The sequence below is a fragment of the Paraburkholderia aromaticivorans genome (assembly GCF_002278075.1).
Lineage (GTDB): Bacteria > Pseudomonadota > Gammaproteobacteria > Burkholderiales > Burkholderiaceae > Paraburkholderia > Paraburkholderia aromaticivorans.
In genome coordinates this window covers 2,685,090-2,703,287 of sequence record NZ_CP022990.1, presented here as the reverse complement: position 1 = coordinate 2,703,287, position 18,198 = coordinate 2,685,090, and the positions used below count along the sequence as shown (strand labels likewise).

At 64.9% G+C, this 18,198-nt stretch carries 10 protein-coding genes; 4 read left to right on the top strand and 6 right to left on the bottom strand.

The annotated features are described in order from the left end of the window. Positions 1-318 precede the first annotated feature (318 nt). From CJU94_RS31670 to CJU94_RS31655, 4 genes are read left to right on the top strand one after another with little or no spacing between them, the layout of a single operon-like run. Positions 319-1,845, top strand: a complete 1,527-nt coding sequence (locus tag CJU94_RS31670; protein ID WP_095422471.1) for an efflux transporter outer membrane subunit — start codon at positions 319-321, stop codon at positions 1,843-1,845. Further along, the gene (locus CJU94_RS31665) at positions 1,842-2,915 is read left to right on the top strand and encodes an HlyD family secretion protein (protein WP_095422470.1); all 1,074 of its coding nucleotides are present in this window, start codon (positions 1,842-1,844) and stop codon (positions 2,913-2,915) included. Before CJU94_RS31670 ends, CJU94_RS31665 begins: the two co-directional genes overlap by 4 nt. Then, positions 2,912-5,698, top strand: coding sequence for a ribosome-associated ATPase/putative transporter RbbA (rbbA, locus tag CJU94_RS31660; protein ID WP_095422884.1), 2,787 nt, complete (start codon positions 2,912-2,914; stop codon positions 5,696-5,698). Before CJU94_RS31665 ends, rbbA begins: the two co-directional genes overlap by 4 nt. A gap of 2 nt (positions 5,699-5,700) precedes the next feature. Beyond that, entirely contained in the window at positions 5,701-6,825 is a 1,125-nt protein-coding gene (locus tag CJU94_RS31655; RefSeq protein WP_095422469.1) for an ABC transporter permease, read from the top strand. Positions 6,826-6,898: 73 nt separating this feature from the next. On the opposite strand, the gene CJU94_RS31650 is transcribed toward CJU94_RS31655, so the two are convergent. From CJU94_RS31650 to CJU94_RS31625, 6 genes are all read right to left on the bottom strand, one after another. After that, a complete protein-coding gene (locus CJU94_RS31650) occupies positions 6,899-7,351 on the bottom strand; it encodes a CBS domain-containing protein (RefSeq protein WP_095422468.1) in 453 nt (150 codons plus the stop codon). A gap of 219 nt (positions 7,352-7,570) precedes the next feature. Continuing rightward, a complete protein-coding gene (locus CJU94_RS31645) occupies positions 7,571-7,900 on the bottom strand; it encodes a chaperone modulator CbpM (RefSeq protein ID WP_095422467.1) in 330 nt (109 codons plus the stop codon). Continuing rightward, on the bottom strand, positions 7,897-8,856 hold the full coding sequence (locus tag CJU94_RS31640) for a DnaJ C-terminal domain-containing protein (RefSeq protein WP_095422466.1): 960 nt from the start codon (positions 8,854-8,856) through the stop codon (positions 7,897-7,899). The genes CJU94_RS31645 and CJU94_RS31640 overlap by 4 nt, the downstream gene beginning before the upstream one ends. A gap of 197 nt (positions 8,857-9,053) precedes the next feature. Then, a complete protein-coding gene (locus CJU94_RS31635) occupies positions 9,054-10,217 on the bottom strand; it encodes an ATP-binding response regulator (protein WP_095422465.1) in 1,164 nt (387 codons plus the stop codon). Then, positions 10,214-13,156: a PAS domain S-box protein gene (locus CJU94_RS31630; protein WP_095422464.1), complete on the bottom strand. Its 2,943-nt coding sequence runs from the start codon at positions 13,154-13,156 to the stop codon at positions 10,214-10,216. The genes CJU94_RS31635 and CJU94_RS31630 overlap by 4 nt, the downstream gene beginning before the upstream one ends. A gap of 9 nt (positions 13,157-13,165) precedes the next feature. Continuing rightward, entirely contained in the window at positions 13,166-18,175 is a 5,010-nt protein-coding gene (locus CJU94_RS31625) for an AAA family ATPase (protein WP_095422463.1), read from the bottom strand. Positions 18,176-18,198: the final 23 nt, after the last annotated feature.

Below are 18,198 nucleotides of genomic sequence, written 5' to 3'. Positions count from 1 at the left end.
CGCGGATGAAACGTCATGTATCGGACTGCGGGGTGGATACATTGCGATACAAAGCAAGCCGCCCTGACCTGTCCGTGTCCGGATGATCCAGATCAAGTTGTCCCATCCATGGCGTCGGTTATAAGTACTTGCAGCATAAGCGTTGCCGGGGTCGGCTCTGGGTCGCCGCCGTGTCGGATCGTCGGACACGCCGCGCGCCGCGGGCTCGAATGCAATCGCCTGCGCGCGGCGCAATGCGTAATCCGTAATGCGTCGCCGATGCCCGGCACAGGTCATCGCCTTGATCGAAGCATCCCATCGAATTCACCACACGCACTCATGTTCTCATCGTCGCACTCACGACCGCCGCCAGCAACACGCCGCTCGCCACGCAGCGGCACGGGGTTCGCCTTGGCGGTCGTACTGGCCGCGGCGCTCGGCGTGGGCGGATGCATCTCGCTCGCGCCGTCGTATGTGCGCCCCGCGCTGCCGGTTCCCGATACGTGGAGCGCCGATTCCTCCGCCGCTGCGACATCGTCCTCCGACGGCCCATCGACCACGGTCCAACCCGACTGGCGCAGCTACTTTCCCGACGCCCAATTGCAGGCCTTGATCGAACAGGCGCTGAGCGCAAACCGTGATCTGCGCATTGCCGTGCGGCGCGTGGAGCAAGCGCGCGCCACGTATGGCATCCGGCGCGCCGACACGTTGCCGACGATCGCCGCCGCCGGCGCCTACGTCCATTTGCATGCGCCGGGCGTGCTGCTGCCAGGCGGAAGTCTCGACGCCGACGCGTATCAGGTCGGGTTGACCGAAAGCAATTGGGAACTCGACTTCTGGGGCCGCGTGCGCAACCTCAAGGACGCAGCCCTCGAAGAATATCTGGCGAGCGACGCCGCGCGCCGCGCGGCGACCCTCAGCGTGATCGCAAACGTAGCGGACAATTATCTGCTGCTGCGCGAACTCGATGAACGCATCGCCGTTGCCCGCGAAACGATCGCCAGCCGCTCGGAATCGCTGCGCATCTTCCGCCGCCGCTTCGAGGTCGGGGCGATCTCGAAGCTGGACCTCCGGCAGTCGGAAATTCTGCTGCAGCAGGCGCAAGCGTTGGTGGCGCAGCTCGAACAGTCGCGCGCCACTCAGGCCCACGCGCTCGCCGTACTGGTCGGCGCGCCCGCGCAACTGCAATCGGCGCCGCTCGCCGACGCGAGCGTGTACCCGGATCTGCAGGCCGGGCTGCCTTCGTCGCTGCTGGAAAGGCGTCCGGACATCGTCGCGGCGGAACACCGGCTACGGGCCGCCAACGCAAACATCGGCGCGGCGCGCGCGGCGTTCTTTCCTCGCGTCACGCTCACCGGCGCCGTCGGATCGACGAGCACCGATCTGCACAGCCTGTTCGCGTCGGGTAGCGGCGCATGGATTTTCACGCCCAACATCTCGCTACCCATCTTCGATGCCGGGCGCAATCGCAGCAATCTCGAACTCGCCAGGGCGCGCGAAGGCGAAGCGGTGGCGCAATACGAAAAAACCATTCAGGAGGCCTTTCGCGACGTGGCCGACGCGCTCTCGGCGAGAGAGTGGCTCGCCGCGCAGGTTCAAGCGGAAACCGACACGCTGGCGGCGCAGTCCGAGCGGGCGCGCCTCGCCAGGCTCAGATACGACAATGGCGCGACGCCCTTTCTGGAAGTGCTCGACGCGCAGCGCGACCTGCTTAATGCGCGGCAGCAGCTGATACAGACCCGCCGCGCCCTGCTTTCGAGCCGCGTCGCGCTCTATGCCGCGCTCGGCGGCGGCGTGCAGGATGAGCAACCGGCCGCCACGCCCTCGGCCGCCGACATCACACACCAACAAGGCCCATTGCCATGAGCCCCAGCAGAACAAAACTGATACTCGCCGTCGCCTCTCTGACCGTGATCGTTGCGCCCGCCTACTACGCCTGGACCAGGTTGCACGACTCGGGTCCCGCTGCGAGTTTCGTCAGCGGCAACGGCCGGATCGAGGCGACGGAAATCGATGTGGCGACCAAGCTGGCCGGCCGTGTCGAAACGATTGCCGTCGACGAAGGCGACTTCGTCAAGGCGGGGCAGCCGCTCGCGACCATGCAGGTGAGCGTGCTCGACGCGCAGCTCGCCGAAGCGCGCGCGCAACATCAGCAGGCGATCAACACCGCGCTCAGCATCGAAGCGCAGGTCGTGCAGCGGCAGAGCGACAAGGCGGCTGCCGAAGCCATTGTCTCCCAGCGCGAAAGCGAACTGGACGCGGCGCGCCGCAAGCTCGCGCGCTCGGAAACGCTGTCGCGCGACGGCGCATCCTCCATGCAGGAACTCGACGACGATCGAGCCCGCGAGCGCGGCGCGCAAGCCACGGTCCGCGCCGCGCAAGCTCAGGTCACAGCCGCCCAGGCCGCCGTCGACGCGACCCGCGCGCAACTGGTGGCCGCGCACTCCGCCGAGCATGCCGCGCTCGCGACCGTGGCGCGCGTGGAAGCCGACATCAGCGACAGCCAGCTGACGGCGCCGCGCGACGGCCGCGTGCAATACCGCATTGCCGAGGCCGGCGAAGTGCTGCCGGCGGGTGGCAAGGTCCTGAACATCGTCGACCTCTCAGATGTCTACATGACGTTCTTCCTGCCGGAGACGGTGGTCGGCAAGGTCGCGCTGGGCGCCGAAGTCCGCGTGATACTCGATGCGGCGCCCAACTATGTGATTCCCGCCACGGTGTCCTTCGTCGCCAGCACCGCGCAATTCACGCCGAAGACCGTGGAAACCTCCAGCGAGCGCCAGAAGCTGATGTTCCGCGTCAAGGCACGGATCAACCGCGAACTGCTGCTGCAGCATCTGAAGCTGGTCAAGACAGGCCTGCCGGGCGTTGCGTGGATCAGGATCGATCAGCATGCCGCGTGGCCGGCTTCGCTCGCGATCAAGGTGCCGCAGTGAGCGGCATCGCGACGGCTGAAGCCCCGCCTGTCATCCGGCTGCGCAACGTGGTGCTGCGTTATGGGAAGACCGTTGCGCTCGACAACCTCACGCTGGATTTTCCTGCCGGCCGCATGACCGGGCTGATCGGCCCGGACGGCGTCGGCAAGTCCAGCCTGCTGGCGCTGGCGGCCGGCGCCCGCGCGATCCAGCAAGGCAGCGTCGAGGTGCTGGGCGGCGACATGCGCTCGCGCCGGCACCGCGCGCTCGTCTGCCCGCGCATCGCCTATATGCCGCAGGGTTTGGGAAAGAATCTGTACCCCACGCTGACCGTCGAGGAGAACCTGCAATTCTTCGCCCGGCTGTTCGGCCACGATGCTACGGAGCGCCGCCTGCGCATCGACTCGCTGACCGCCAGCACCGGCCTGAATCCGTTTCTGGCGCGACCCGCGGGCAAGCTCTCCGGTGGCATGAAACAGAAGCTGGCGCTCTGTTGCGCGTTGATCCACGACCCCGATCTGCTGATTCTCGACGAGCCGACCACCGGCGTCGATCCGTTGGCGCGCGCGCAGTTCTGGAATCTGATCGCGCGCATCCGGGCCGGCCGCCCCGGCATGAGCGTGATCGTCGCGACCGCGTACATGGACGAGGCCCAGCGCTTCGATTCGCTCGTCGCAATGGACGCAGGCCGGATTCTCGCGACCGGCGAGCCGCGCGCGCTGCTCGCGCGCACCCATAGCGACACGCTGGAAGCGGCGTTCATCGCGTTGCTGCCCGAGGAGCGCCGCCGCGGTCATCAGCCCGTGGTTGTCGAGCCGCTGCCGGCCGGCGCCGCCGGCGAGCTCGCCATCGAAGCGAGCGATCTGACCATGCGCTTCGGCGACTTCGTCGCGGTCGACCACGTCAGCTTCCGCATTCGCTGCGGCGAGATCTTCGGGTTTCTCGGCTCGAACGGTTGCGGCAAGTCGACCACGATGAAGATGCTGACCGGCCTGCTGCCCGCCAGCGAAGGGTCGGCCAGGCTGTTCGGGCGCGCAGTCGATCCTCACGATATCGATACGCGCACCCGGGTCGGCTACATGTCGCAGGCGTTTTCGCTCTATGGCGAGCTGACGGTTCAGCAGAATCTGATATTGCATGCGCAGCTGTTTCACGTGCCGCCGCAAGCGATTGCCGCCCGGGTCGACGAGATGGTGGACCGCTTCGGCCTTGCCGAAGTACGCGACGCGTTGCCCGACAGCTTGCCGCTCGGCATGCGGCAACGCCTTTCGCTCGCGGTCGCCATGGTGCACAAGCCGGAATTGCTGATTCTCGACGAACCGACGTCGGGCGTGGACCCCGTCGCTCGCGACAATTTCTGGCAGCTGATGATCCAGCTTGCCCGGCGCGACAAGGTGACGATCTTCATCTCGACGCACTTCATGAACGAGGCGCAGCGCTGCGACCGCATCTCGCTGATGCATGCCGGCCGCGTGCTCGCGACCGGGTCGCCGGCGGCACTTGTGCAGCAGCGCGGCGCGGCGACGCTCGAGGCGGCCTTCATCGGCTATCTGATCGAAGCCGGCGCCGAACAGGCGGATGGAGGCGGCAGCGCCGAAGCGACGAGCGAAGCGCTGGCCAGCACGAACGATTCCGGCACGCCCGCGCTGGCGAGGCCGCCGAACCCCGCGCGCCCGCGCGCGTTCAGCCCGCGCCGCGCCTTGACCTACATGTGGCGGGAGGCGCTCGAGTTGCGCCGCGACCCGGTGCGTGCCACGCTCGCCCTGCTCGGTTCACTCGTATTGATGCTCGTGATGGGCTATGGCGTGAGTCTCGATGTCGAAAGTCTCACCTACGCGGTCCTCGACCGCGACCAGACCGAACTGAGTCACGACTATGCGCTGAACATGTCGGGCTCGCGCTACTTCGTGGAACAGGCGCCGCTCGCCGACTACGACGATCTGGACAGGCGCATGCGCAGCGGCCGCTTGTCCCTCGCGATCGAAATCCCCCCGCATTTCGCCCGCGATCTGCAACGCGGCACGCCCGTGCAACTCGGTGTGTGGATCGACGGCGCGATGCCGCAGCGCGCGGAAACCATTCGTGGATATGTGCTCGGACTGCATCAAGCGTGGCTGATGGAGCAGAGCATCCATCGGCTCGGCATGACGCCGGCTCCGCAGGTCAACATCGAGACGCGCTTTCGCTACAACCCCGACGTGAAGAGCGCCCCGGCGATGGTGCCCGCGATCATCCCGCTGCTGCTCCTGATGCTGCCGGCCATGCTGACCGCGCTGGCGGTCGTGCGCGAGCGCGAACTCGGCTCGATCATCAATCTGTATGTCACGCCGGTCACGCGCAGCGAGTTTCTGTTGGGCAAGCAGGTGCCCTATGTGTTACTGGCCGTGCTCAACTTCCTGCTGATGACGCTGCTGGCCCGGATCGCTTTCGGTGTGCCGGTCAAAGGCAACTTCGTGACGCTGCTCGCCGCGGTGCTGATCTACAGCATCGTCGCGACCGGTGTCGGCATGCTGGCATCCACGTTCACGCGCAGCCAGATCGCCGCGATCTTCCTGACGATGATCGGCACGCTCATCCCCGCGATCCAGTTCTCCGGCCTGATCAATCCCTTGTCGTCGATGGAAGGCAGCGGGCGCCTGGTCGGCTCGATCTATCCGGCCACCTACATGTTCACGATCAGCCGCGGCGTGATCAACAAGGCGCTCGGCTTCACCGACCTTCAGGCGCAATTCTGGCCGCTGCTGGCCGCCATACCGGTGGTGCTCGGCCTGACCACGGCGCTGCTCAAAAAGCAGGAAACCTGACCATGCGCCGCCTCGCGAACATCTACCGCCTCGGCGTCAAGGAACTGTGGAGTCTGTGGCGCGACCCGACCATGCTCGTGTTGATCGCCTACACCTTCACTGTAGCGATCTATTCCGCCGCCACCGCGCAACCGGACACACTGCATATGGCGCCCATCGCGATCGTCGACGAAGACGCCTCGCCGCTATCCGCCCGCATCGTGTCCGCGTTTTTCCCGCCGCAGTTCGGCATTGCGCGCCTGATCGCGCCCGCGCAGGTCGACCATGGGCTCGATACGGGCGAATACACGTTCGCGCTCGACATTCCGCCGAACTTCCAGCGTGACATGCTGGCCGGACGGCCGGCGTCGATCCAGCTCAATGTCGACGCGACCCGTATGAGCCAGGCGTTCACGGGCAGCAGCTACGTGCAGCAGATCGTGACCGACGAGATTGCGGGATTCGTGGCGCGCTACCGGGACACCGCGGCGCCGCCCGTCGATCTCGCCGTGCATATGCGCTTCAACCCGAACCTCGATCAGACCTGGTTCGGCGCGCTGATGGAGATCATCAACAACGTCACGATGCTGTCGATCATCCTCACGGGCGCCGCGCTGATCCGCGAGCGCGAACACGGCACGATCGAACATCTGCTGGTCATGCCGGTCACCCCGGCAGAGATCATGCTGGCGAAAATCTGGTCGATGGGGCTCGTGGTCATGGTGGTGGCGACCGCCTCGCTCACCTTCGTGGTGCGCGGCGCGCTGCATGTGCCGATCGAGGGCTCCGTGGCCCTGTTCATGGTCGGCACGGCGCTGCATCTGTTCGCGACCACGTCGATGGGCATTTACATGGCGACGCTTGCGCGCAGCATGCCGCAGTTCGGCATGCTGGTGGTCCTCGTGCTCCTGCCGTTGCAGATGCTCTCCGGCAGCATCACCCCGCGCGAAAGCATGCCGAAGATCGTTCAGGACGTCATGCTGCTCGCGCCCACCACTCACTTCGTCGAACTGGGGCAGGCCATTCTGTATCGCGGCGCCGGCCTCGATGTCGCGTGGCGGCCGTTCCTGATTCTGATCGCGATCGGATCGGTGCTGTTTGCCATGGCATTGCGGCGTTTTCGCTCAACCATCGGTCAGATGGCCTGACGTGCATGCGTTGGCCAACCGGCGCGAGACGTCCATCACGCGTCCGAACGCATGTTCGACCGGGCATGAACGGTCACGCGCGATGCTTTTCCTCGAAATGCGGCTGTCGCGCAGTCACTAGCGAGAGTTCGGCGAGGAACGCGCACGCCGCATCGAGAAGATCGTCGAACGAAAGCAGCCCCACCAGTTCACCCGTGTCGCTGACCACCGGCATGCGCCGTATCGCATGCAGTCGCATTCGCTTCACGAGCTGCCACACGTCTTCCCCCTCGTATGCGACGACGAGCGGCGTGGTCATGACATCGCCGACGAAAAGCCCGAGCGCGTCGACTTCGCGAGCGAGAACCGCGAGCACGATATCGCGGTCGGTCAGCACGCCGCGAGCATGGAGCTTTCCGTCCGCGCCCTTTTCCACGGCCACCACGTCGCCGACGTGACGATCGCGCATGAGCTGGCATGCTTCCAGCACGGTCGCGTTCAGGCCGCACGTCACAACGTCTCTCGTACAGATATCGCCCGCATTCATATCCCGTCTCCTCCGTGAAGAAAGCCCCTGACCAGCCGGGACTCGATCAACATTCAGATTAGAGGGATCAGCGCGACGACCGTTGACTACCGTCAACTGGCACGTGGAATGACGGGAAGCCGGGCCTGGCTTCGCGGAGCCTGCACGCAAGCCGCACTCGCGACGACATCGTCGGGGTCGCGCGACGGCCGCGCAGCGGATAATCACACGCGCGCGCGCCTAGCTCCCACGGGCGCGCTTGACATGCGAGCGCAGCAAGTCGATCTCGTCGAGCAGATCGAGCGCCAGCGCTATGCCGGGAGGATTGATCTGAAAGTCGTGCGCGAGCCGCTGCGCAGTCTGCACGCGCCGCAGTACCGTACCGCTGAAGCGCCACTCCTGCGGCCGCTCGCCTGCGGGCTCGACCACGCCTTCGGACACCCACAGCGTCAATTCTTCTTCCGACGCCCCACTCACCCGGCTCAATTCAACCAGAGTGAACTCCACGTTCTCATCGACAATCTGGCCTTGCAGATAGGTCGTTGTACTCGTCTCTTTCACGATGATCACCGATAGAAGTTTGCGCGCGCATCGAAGTTGAACGCCTGCCGCATCGCCACGTAAGCCGCCTTTGCAGCATCGCTGTCCGCAGGCGGCAGAACGATGTTCAGAACCACGTACAGATCGCCGGGCGGATTGGCCGGAATGCCCTTGCCCTTGAGCCGCAAGCGCCTGCCGTCGGCTGAACCCGCCGGCACCGTCATCTCGACCGAACCGTCAGGCGTGGGCACCGTAACCTGCGCGCCAAGGGCCGCCTCCCACGGTGCGACCGGCAAGTCGAGCGAGACGTCGCGGCCGTCCACGTGAAAGCGCGGGTGTTCGCGAAAGGCGATTTCCAGGTAAAGGTCGCCGGCCGTTTCGGGCGTGGCGCCCGCGGCCCCCTGGCCGGCCAGCCGCAGATGCTGGCCCGCGCGAATGCCCTTCGGAATGGTGACATTGAGCGTTCGCGTTTCCAGCGAAACATGGCCTTGCGTATCGATCACCGGCATTTGGAGCGAAATCGACCGCTGCGCGCCGCGATAGGCGTCTTCGAGCTCGATCAACACCTTGGCGTGATGATCTTCGCCGCGCGCATCGAAAGCCCGTTGCCGCGCATGCGCGCCACGCGCTCCACGCCCACCCCGCGCGCCGCCGAACATCTTCTCGAAGATGTCGTGAAAATCGGTTGGCTCGCCGGACTCGTTGCCCGCGCCGCTGAATTCGAAACCCTCGTCCCAGTTCGGTGGCGGCTGGAACTCCTGGCCGTTGCGCCATTCGCTGCCCATGCGGTCGTAGGCCGCGCGCTTCTCCGGATCCTTGAGCACCTCGTAGGCTTCGCCCAGCTCCTTGAAACGATCTTCGGCGTCGGCGTGCTTGCTGACGTCCGGGTGATACTTGCGCGCGAGTTTCCGATACGAACGTTTGATGTCGTCCTGCGACGCGCTTCGCTCGAGACCCAGGATTTCGTAATAGTCTTTGTATTTCATGCTGGCGGCAGACCCATGAGGGATGGGGGCGGCAATGGGCATCCATCGCGTGGCAATTACGGATTGACTTTATACCAATCCGGCCGGGCCAGCAAAATTGCGCGCCAGGTATACCGCTTCACGTCAAAGCGCGAACGGCGGTCAGGAAAGAGTACGCGCGTCGCCGCGGTCTCATTCAGCGAACACCGTGGGAGCGCTCAAAGACGACCACTCACCTTCAGCGTCGCAATCAGTCCAGGCGTATTGTCCGTAAACTCCAGCGATCCGCGGTGAAGTGTCGCCACCGACTTCACGAGCGCCAGGCCAAGCCCCACACCGGGTGTACCACGGCTCGCGTCGCCACGATAAAAACGCTCGGTTGCCTTGGGCTTTTCCGCATCCGGAATGCCAGGTCCGTCGTCCGCCACCGAGATCGAAATCATGTCGCCGTGACGAATCGCGACAACCCTGGTCTCACCACCGTCCGGCGCAAACTTCAACGCGTTGTCGATCAGATTGCCGATCGCTTGCGCGAGCAAAAGCTGGTCGGCCACGGCCGTGAGATCGCCCACGCACTCCAGCAACAACGTGACGTTACGTAATTCAGCCACAGGCTGATAAAACTCGACGGCATCCGAGACAATCGCGCTCAGGTCGCACGGCGCAAAGCCTGAGCGCCTCACGCCCGCGTCGATTTCGGCAAGACGCAATAGCGCATTGAAGATACTGATCACGCGATCGACATCCGTCAGCGCGACCTCCAGTTCCGGCAATATCTCCTCATTGCCCACTCGTCTGGACGTGATAGTCAGCACTTCGAGACGTGAGCGCAATTCGGTCAACGGTGTGCGCAAGTCGTGAGCAATTGCGTTCGACACGTTGCGCACGCCGTTAATCACTTCGATCAGCGCCTCTTCTGCCTGCTTGCGCGTCTTCACTTCCTGTTGCAACTGAACATTGTGCTTTTCCTGCAATTGCTGCAAGGCACGCAGTTTCAGATGCGTATCCACTCGCGCGGCGAGTTCTTCCATCTGCAACGGCTTGGTAATGTAGTCCACCGCGCCCGCACGAAAGCCCGTGATCTTTTCCTCCGTGCGTGTCAGGGAAGTCATGAAGATCACCGGAATGTCGCGGGTTTTCTCCATCGCCTTCAACCGCCGGCACGTTTCGAAACCGTCGAGTCCCGGCATCATCACGTCGAGCAGGATCAGATCGGGCTGCGCCAGCTCGGCGCGGCGCAACGCCTCCATGCCGTCGCGGGCGATGGCCACTCTCAGGTTATTGCTTTCGAGGCATTCGACCACCAGCCCAAGATTGGCGGGCGTGTCGTCAACCACCAGAACGATGGGCGCACCGGTATCGAATGGGTCGGTCGAGCTCACGAGTTCAGATCCAGATGTTGTTCTATCAGCGATAGCAAGGCTTGCGACTCGTAGCCCGCTGCGAGACGGCGCAACTGCGCCGCAAAGGGTTCGTAACGGCTGTCGCGGCTCACGAGATAATCCGCGTGACGCACGATGTCGCGCATCGACCCCAGCAACGCATAGCGATGCAGCACCGCCACTTCATCGCGCGGTGGCACGATCGACGCGGCGTTCATGCTGACGGGCGCCGGCCGGATCGTGCATTTCAATGCGAGTAGCGCGGCGATCTCCTTGAACAGGCGGTCGAGATCGAGCGGCTTCTCGAGAAAGACGTTGGCGCCCGCGTCGAGGTTCGCCTGTGCATTGCGTTGCGAGGCGTCCGCGGACACGGCGATCACCGGCACCTGACGCAACACATCCGAGGCGCGCAGATGGCCGAGCAACTCCAGACCGCCCATCACCGGCATGACGGTGTCGAGCAGGATCAGATCGGGAGGACAGGCGAGCGCCTTGTCCAACGCATCGCGTCCGTCGCCACTCTGCGAAACTTGAAAACCGCAACGTTGCAGCGCGTCGACTATCAGTGCGCGATTCGCGGACACATCGTCGATCACGAGCACATGCCGCTCATTGCCCGCTATCTCCAGCGCCGGAGCGCAATTCAATGTCTGCGCATAAGACACCGGCGCATCGAGTTCGAACCAGAACATGCTGCCTTGACCCACCACGCTCACCACTTTGATTTCACCGCCCATCATGCGCACCAGCTGACGGCTGATCGCCAGCCCGAGACCCACGCCGCCCGTGCGCCGGGTGAAATCGCCGGCCTGTTCGAACGGCTGGAAGATCGTCTCGAGCCTGTCCGGACTCACGCCGACACCGGTATCGCGCACCTCGAAACGCAGCCGTGCGTCGGCAACCGTGCGCACGGCAAGCGTGACTTCACCCCGGTCCGTGAACGTGACCGCGTTGGCAAGCAGATTCAGCAGCACCTGACGAAGGCGCTTTTCGTCGACGCGAATCACCTTCGACAGATTCGACGGCACCTCGTAGTTCAGCGTCAGTTGTTTCTGCTCGGCGCGAACCCCCACCATCTCGGCGATCACGCGCAAGAAAGGCCCGAGCGGCACGTCCGTCACGTTCAGTTCGAGCTTGCCGGCCTCGATGCGCGCGAAGTCGAGAAGGTCGTTGATCAGCATGAGCAGATGCTCGCCGCTCTGCTCGATAACGCCGAGACTCGCCAGTTGCCGCTCGGTCATCGCCGCATCGCGCCGCAAGATCTGCGCGTAACCGAGAATGCCGTTCAGTGGCGTGCGCAATTCGTGGCTGATGTTGGCAAGGAATTGATCTTTGGCACGGTTCGCCGATTCCGCGGCGTCTTTCGCGACCCGCACCGTATCTTCGAGCGCCTTTCGCGCGGAGATGTCCTGGAGAATCGCAATGGTGTGGATCGCCCGCCCGCTCGCGTCACGCTGAAGCGCGACCGACACGCTCACCCAAACCCGCAAGCCGTCGCGTCTGAAGAGCGGCATCTCCTCCGAATAGTGCGAGAGTTGGCCCTCGCTCAGGCGGCGTAATTTCTCCGCGCTCGCCGTGAGAAAATCCGCATTGGCGATTTCATGGAAGCGTTTGTGCAACAGCGTCTCACGCTCATAGCCGACGATATCGCATAAGCGCTGATTCACACGCAGGAACCGCCCGTCGAGATCGCAGTGCGCGATGCCGACCGCCGCGTTTTCGAAGGTGCCCCGAAAGCGAGCCTCGCTCGAACGCAGCGCCTGTTCCGTGTGTTTCAGCTCGGTGATATCCACCAGGCTGCCGACGAAGCGGATCGGCTTGCCGAGCGCATCCCACGTCGCCATGCCGCGCACGAGAACCCACCGCACGGTTCCGTCGCGATGGCACAGGCGGTTCTCCACTTCGAACACATCGATTTCCTTGCCAAGGTATCGAAGCATCTCGGCTTCGGTGCCCGCGCGGTCCTCCGGAAGCACGATGCTCATATACGCGTCGTAGTCCAGCAGCGTCTGCGGACGGGTATAGCCGAGCCACTCCCAGATGTTCGAGAAGCGCGCGAAGCCCCGGCGATGATCGCCCTCGGGCATGTCGATTTCCCACACGCCGACGTTGGACCCGTACATCGCCGATTCGAGGCGTGCATTCGTCTCGCGCAGTATTTCGGCCTCTTCGGCGCGGCGCCGCTGTGTCACGTCGCGAAACACCAGCACCACGCCGCGGATTTCGCCGCGCTCGTCGACGATTGGCGAACCGCTGTCGTCGATGGCGATCTCGCGCCCGTCGCGCGCCAGCAAGACCGTATGATTCGCGAGCCCGACGATCGTCCCCGCAGCCAGCACGGCCGCCACCGGATCTTCGGCCGGCGCGCGGGTCGTTTCGTTGATCACGCGAAATACGTCCGCGAGCGGCCGCCCCGTCGCCGCCTCGCGTGACCAGCCGGTCAGCGCTTCGGCGACCGGGTTGATGAAAGTGATCAGCGACTCCCGGTCGGTCGCGATCACCGCGTCGCCGATACTCGAAAGCGTGACGGCGTAGCGCTGCTCGCTTTCGCGCAGCCGCCGTTCGGCGCCGTGCTTGTAGAGCGCCATTTCGACGACCGTCGTCAATTGCGTGTCGTCGAACGGCTTCAGAACGTAGCCGAACGGTTCGGCAAACGTTGCGCGCCGCACGGTGTCCTCGTCGGCATACGCGGTCAGGAAGACCACGGGCAGATTCAGATTCTCGCGAAGCAGCCGGGCGGTGTCGACGCCGTCGAGCTCGCCCTCCAGCCGTACGTCCATCAGGACCAGATCAGGCGCGGTTTGCGCGGCGAGCGGCAAGGCGTCTTCGCCGCGCGCGGTGATGCCGACCACCGTGTGGCCCGCGCGGCTCATCTGCTGCGCCAGGTCTCTGGCGACGACGCGGTCGTCTTCGACTACAAGAATGCGGGCGGGCGCCATGGTCTATGCTTATCCACGTCCGGTTGGGTTGAAAAGAATGCTGCAGATCGTGCCGCCGCCGCGGCTCAGCTCCACCGTGCCGTGCAGTTGGTGGGTCAGGTCGTGAACCAGTTGGAGGCCCAGCGAGTCCGCCTCTTCCAGTGAGAATTCCGGCGCGATGCCGACGCCGTCGTCGGCCACGGCCAGTCTGCACCGCTCGTTGTCGACCATGCCGAGCTCGACGCGCACACAACCGCCGCGCCCGTCGGGAAACGCGTGCTTCAAGGCGTTGGACACCAGCTCGTTGACAATCAGGCCGCACGATACGGCGCGGTTCATATCGAGCTGCATGTCGTCGACCTCGACCAGCAACTCGACCTCCATCTGGCGCATGTCGTAGGCGCGCGCCAGATGGCCGCACAGATTCTTCACGTGGGTCGCCATCGCAATGCGCGCAAAGTTGCCGGCCCGATACAGATTCTCGTGCACCAGCGCCATCGACCGCACCCGGTTGCGGCTGTCGGCGAAAAGATCAGCCACGGCCTTGTCGGTCACGCGCGCCGCCTGCAAGTTGAGCAGGCTGCTGATCAGTTGCAGATTGTTCTTCACCCGGTGATGCACTTCGTGAAGCAACGCCTCTTTCTCTTCGAGCAACGCTCCTTTCTCTTCCAGCGACGCGTTTTCAAGCGAAATCGCCGCCTGCGACGCCAGAAGCGTGAGCACCGCGAGCCGCGGCGGCGTGAACACCCCCGGCGCGAGATCGTTTTCCAGGTACAACACGCCGATCAGTTTTGCCTGCTTCACGAGCGGCAAACACAGAACCGCGCGAGCAGAGGTCGTGCGGAAGTAGTCGTCCGTCGAGAATGGATTGGGCAGCGACGCGTCGTCGAGCAGCACGCGCTCCTGCGTGCGAATGCTGGCATGCAGAATCGAGGCCGGCAAATCGCGCGGCGTCACGACAGCGTTATGCAGCTGCACCTCGATACCCTCGCGATTCGCGAGCGCCTGCGCCTCGATCCACAATTTCTCGTCGCGCGGCAGAACGAGCAGCGCTCGCCCGGCGCCGGCATGTTCGAGCATGATGGTCATCAACGTGCGGATCAGTTTGTCGAAGGCAATCTCGCCCGAAATGGCTTGCGACGCTTTCACCACCGTCTCGACATCGAGTTGCTCCGCGACGATGCTGCGCGTCGGCGTATCGGCCGCGGGTTCGTGGACCAGGTTCGGATAGCGCCGGTCGAGCGCCTCGACCTTCCCTAGCGCGCCCCACCTAAGGTACGCGAGCCGCGCGTTGCCGAGATAGACGAACGCGATGGTCGTGAATCCGCGCGCCAGATAAAACGTGCCGGCCACTTCATGAGCCAGCCCTTCGACCAGCGGCAACTCGTGCTCGCGGGCGAGACGGATCGCGCTTTCGTATTCGCGCATCGCCTCGAATTCATTGCCGTTGATCCGCGCGATCTCGCCGGCAACGAGCGCCGAACGGCAGGCGAAATTGCTCGGACAATGCTTGGCCCAGGTAACGAGCCGGGCTTGATGCCCGGCCAGCATCCGGTATTGCGCCTCATGCAGATAGGGCGGCGCCTCGTCGTACGCGCGCGCGCATGCCAGCGCCGCGTAGAAATGATATTCGGCGATCTCGAAGTGACCGGACGAGGTCCACAACAGCGGCGCGGCTTTCGCGGCGGCCGCCAGCGCCGCCGTGACATCTCCGGCGAAATAGCGCGCTTGCAGCTTGCGAATCCAGTACCAGCAGGTCGCGATCGCGAGACAGGGGTCGGCTTCGAGATGTTGCTCGAAGGACGTTTCGTCGAATGCCTCGTCGCTGAAGGAGCCGAATGAACGTGTCAGCCCCCGCAGGGTCCGAATCAGCTGCAGCTGCGAACCGATGATGTCGACGATCAGGCCGAATTTCCCGGCCTGCACCACGCCTAAACGCTGCTGCGCCACGCGCTCGACATCGGCGAGCGGATCGCCCGCGGCCAGCAGGCTCGTCACGAGAGTGCAACTGCTGAAACCGGTGTAAGTGAGGTCGCCGCTCTCGCTGGCGGCATCGAATGCGCGGCGCAACAGCGGCAAACCGGTGCGAATGTGCTTCGTCCACGGCATCACGTGATAAGCGAAGCACATATAGACGCGTGGCCGGAAACGGTGCAGCCCGCGTTCGTCGACCAGCGCGAGGCCGAGCCGGCCGAACTGGAACGCGGCCTCATAGTCGCCGAACACCGGGCCGGCCACCATGCCGAGGTAGGCATAGCCGATCGACGACGCGTCGCTGTTGCCATATTCGAGGCTCAGGTTCGCCATGCGGCACAGCACGAGGCAAACGAGATTCTCGTCGCTGAAAAAAGCCGGCGGCAGGACCGCGGTCAGCACGTCGAGCGTGGCGCGCCGGTCGCGATGGGTGAGAAGCGGCAGATCGATCAACGACTCGATCGGAGAATCGCCGATCTGGGCGAGCAGCCGGTCGTATTCGCCACGCGCCTCCTCGCGGCTGGGATGCGGCTGCCAGTCGATGCCGACATCGCGCAGATAATCGAGGCAAATCTGCACCGCCAGATCGCTCTGGTCGAGCGCGGTGAAAAGCGTGACACGCAACCACGCCACCGTTGCCCGATCGGGCAGATCGACGGCGCGCCGCGCGAGGTTCGCCAGCCGTTCCTTCGCCGGGCCGGTGTCGCCGGTCAGGAACTCGCACTCCGCGAGCCCGCTCTCCAGCGCGAACTTGAGCGCGTAGCAGGTCTGCCAGCCCGCGTCGCCGAGCATGGCGCTGCCGGTCGACAGATACGTCGCCGCCGACGCGTAAGCGGACGAGGCCTTGGCGCGCCGCCCGGCAATCAGATTGAATTCCACCACGCGCCGGCGCTCGGCGGGGTCGTCGACGATCCCGACCGCGCGGTTGTACTGGTTGACGATCTCGAAGATGTTCTGCTCGATCTCCTCGGCGCTCGCGTGGGTCGCGAACATCCGGCCGATGCTCAAATGAGCGGCCGCGCGCTCGCTTTCGGGAATCAGCGCGTAGGCCGCTTCCTGCACCCGGTCGTGCAGAAACGCATAGCCGCGCTCGCGCCGGAACACGAGGCCCGCCTCCACCGCAGCGGCCAGCGCACGCTCCACCTGCGCGTCCGAAGTGCCGCCGACGCGCGCGAGCATTGCGCTCGCCGCGCTATTGCCGAAGCAGGCGAACTGCTTGAGCGCGACCTGCGTGGCATCCGCGACCCGTTCGATCTTGCCGACCATCAGGTCGACGACGCTGTCGGAAAAGTGCGTCTCGCGCAGGGCCGCCATGTCCCATTCCCACACCCGCCGCGCCGGATCGAACGCGAGGTGCCGGTCCTCGGCGAGCATCTTGAGAAATTGCACCGTGAAGAAAGGATTGCCGCCGGTTTTCTCGACGATGAATTGCGCGAGTTGCGCAACCTCGGCCGGCGCGGCATGCAGCGCTTCGCCGCTCAGGCGCGCCACATCGCCGACCTGCAGCGGCGTGAGCACGATATCGTGGACCGGCACACCCTGCTCGCGAATCGCGACGAGCGCGCGGGCGAGCGGATGGGCGGGCCCGACCTCGTTGTCGCGATAGGCGCCGACGAGCAGCAGATTGCGCAGGTTCGGCGCGGCAAGCAGGCTTTCCAGCAGACTGAGCGTGCCGGCGTCGAGCCACTGCAAATCGTCGAGGAAGAGCACGAGCGGATGCTCGGGGTCCGCAAAGGCGCCGATGAAGCGCCCGAACACGCCTTGAAAGCGAACCTGTGCTTCCTGCGCCGGAAGCTCGGGCACCGCCGGCTGCGGGCCGAGAATCCGTTCGAGTTCCGGAATCAGGTTGACGATCAGCTGTCCGTTCGTGCCGACGGCTTCGGCGAGCCGCCCGCGCCAACGTGCGAGTTTCTCCGCATCTTGAGTGAGGATCTGCTGCGTGAGGCTCTGAAACGCCTGGCCGAGCGTCGCATAGGGGATATCGCGTTTGTACTGGTCGAATTTGCCCGCGGCGAAGTGGCCGCCGGACGGCCCGAGCCTCGTGTGCAGTTCGTTCACCAGCGACGATTTGCCGATTCCCGAATAGCCCGACACGAGCACGAGTTCCGCCGCGCCTTGCCGCACCACGCGATCGAACGCGGCGCTCAACGCCCGGGTTTCCGCTTCGCGCCCATACAGGCGCTCGGGGATGACAAGACGTTCGGGGCAGTCCTGAGCGCCGAGCGCGAACGGTTCGATGCGCCCGCTTTGCTCCCAGGCGTTCAGGCAGCGACGCAAATCGTCTTCCAGGCCCTGCGCTGTCTGATAGCGATCCTCGGCGGCTTTCGCAAGCAGCCGCATGACGATCGCGGCCACCTGATGCGGCACATTGCCGGCCAGCTCGCTCAATGGAATGGGCGTCCTCGCGATATGGCAGTGAATCCACTCGATAGGCGAGTTCGCGCGATACGGCAACGCACCGGTCAGCATCTCATACAACGTGATGCCGAGCGAATAGAGATCGGCGCGCGAGTCGGTCGCACGATTCATGCGGCCGGTCTGTTCCGGTGCGAGATAGGCGAGCGCGCTCGCGCTGAAGTCGGGCAGCGCGCCGGACTGCGCCTCGCCGCTCGCGTGCGAGGCAATGCCGAAGCCGGTCAACGCCACGTCGCCCGTGTCCGGATTCACCAGGATGTTGGCCGGCCGGATGTCCTTGTGGATCAGACCGCGCCCGTGCAGCGCGCCGAGCGCGGCCGCAAGATTGGCGGCGACGCGCAGCAGGCGGCCAAGCGGCCAGGAGCCGTGCGGCAGCGCGGCGAGCGACACGCCGCCCGGGTCTTCCAGCACCAGCGCCGTGCTCCCGCGGTGCTCGATCAGTGCGTGCGGGCGGGTCGCGAACCGGCCGTCGAGCAGGCCGCGCAACTCATACGCATGCTCGAGACGCGCCTGACTATGGGCGCTGGGTTGCTGCGCCGGCAACGTGACGGTCAGCCACGTTGGCGCACCGTCGCGCCGGTCGATACGGGACAGGAGGAACTCGCCGTCATCGCAGAGCGTTTCGAACCCGAAGCCTGACAACTCGATCATGCCGCCCCCGCCTGCCCCTTTCG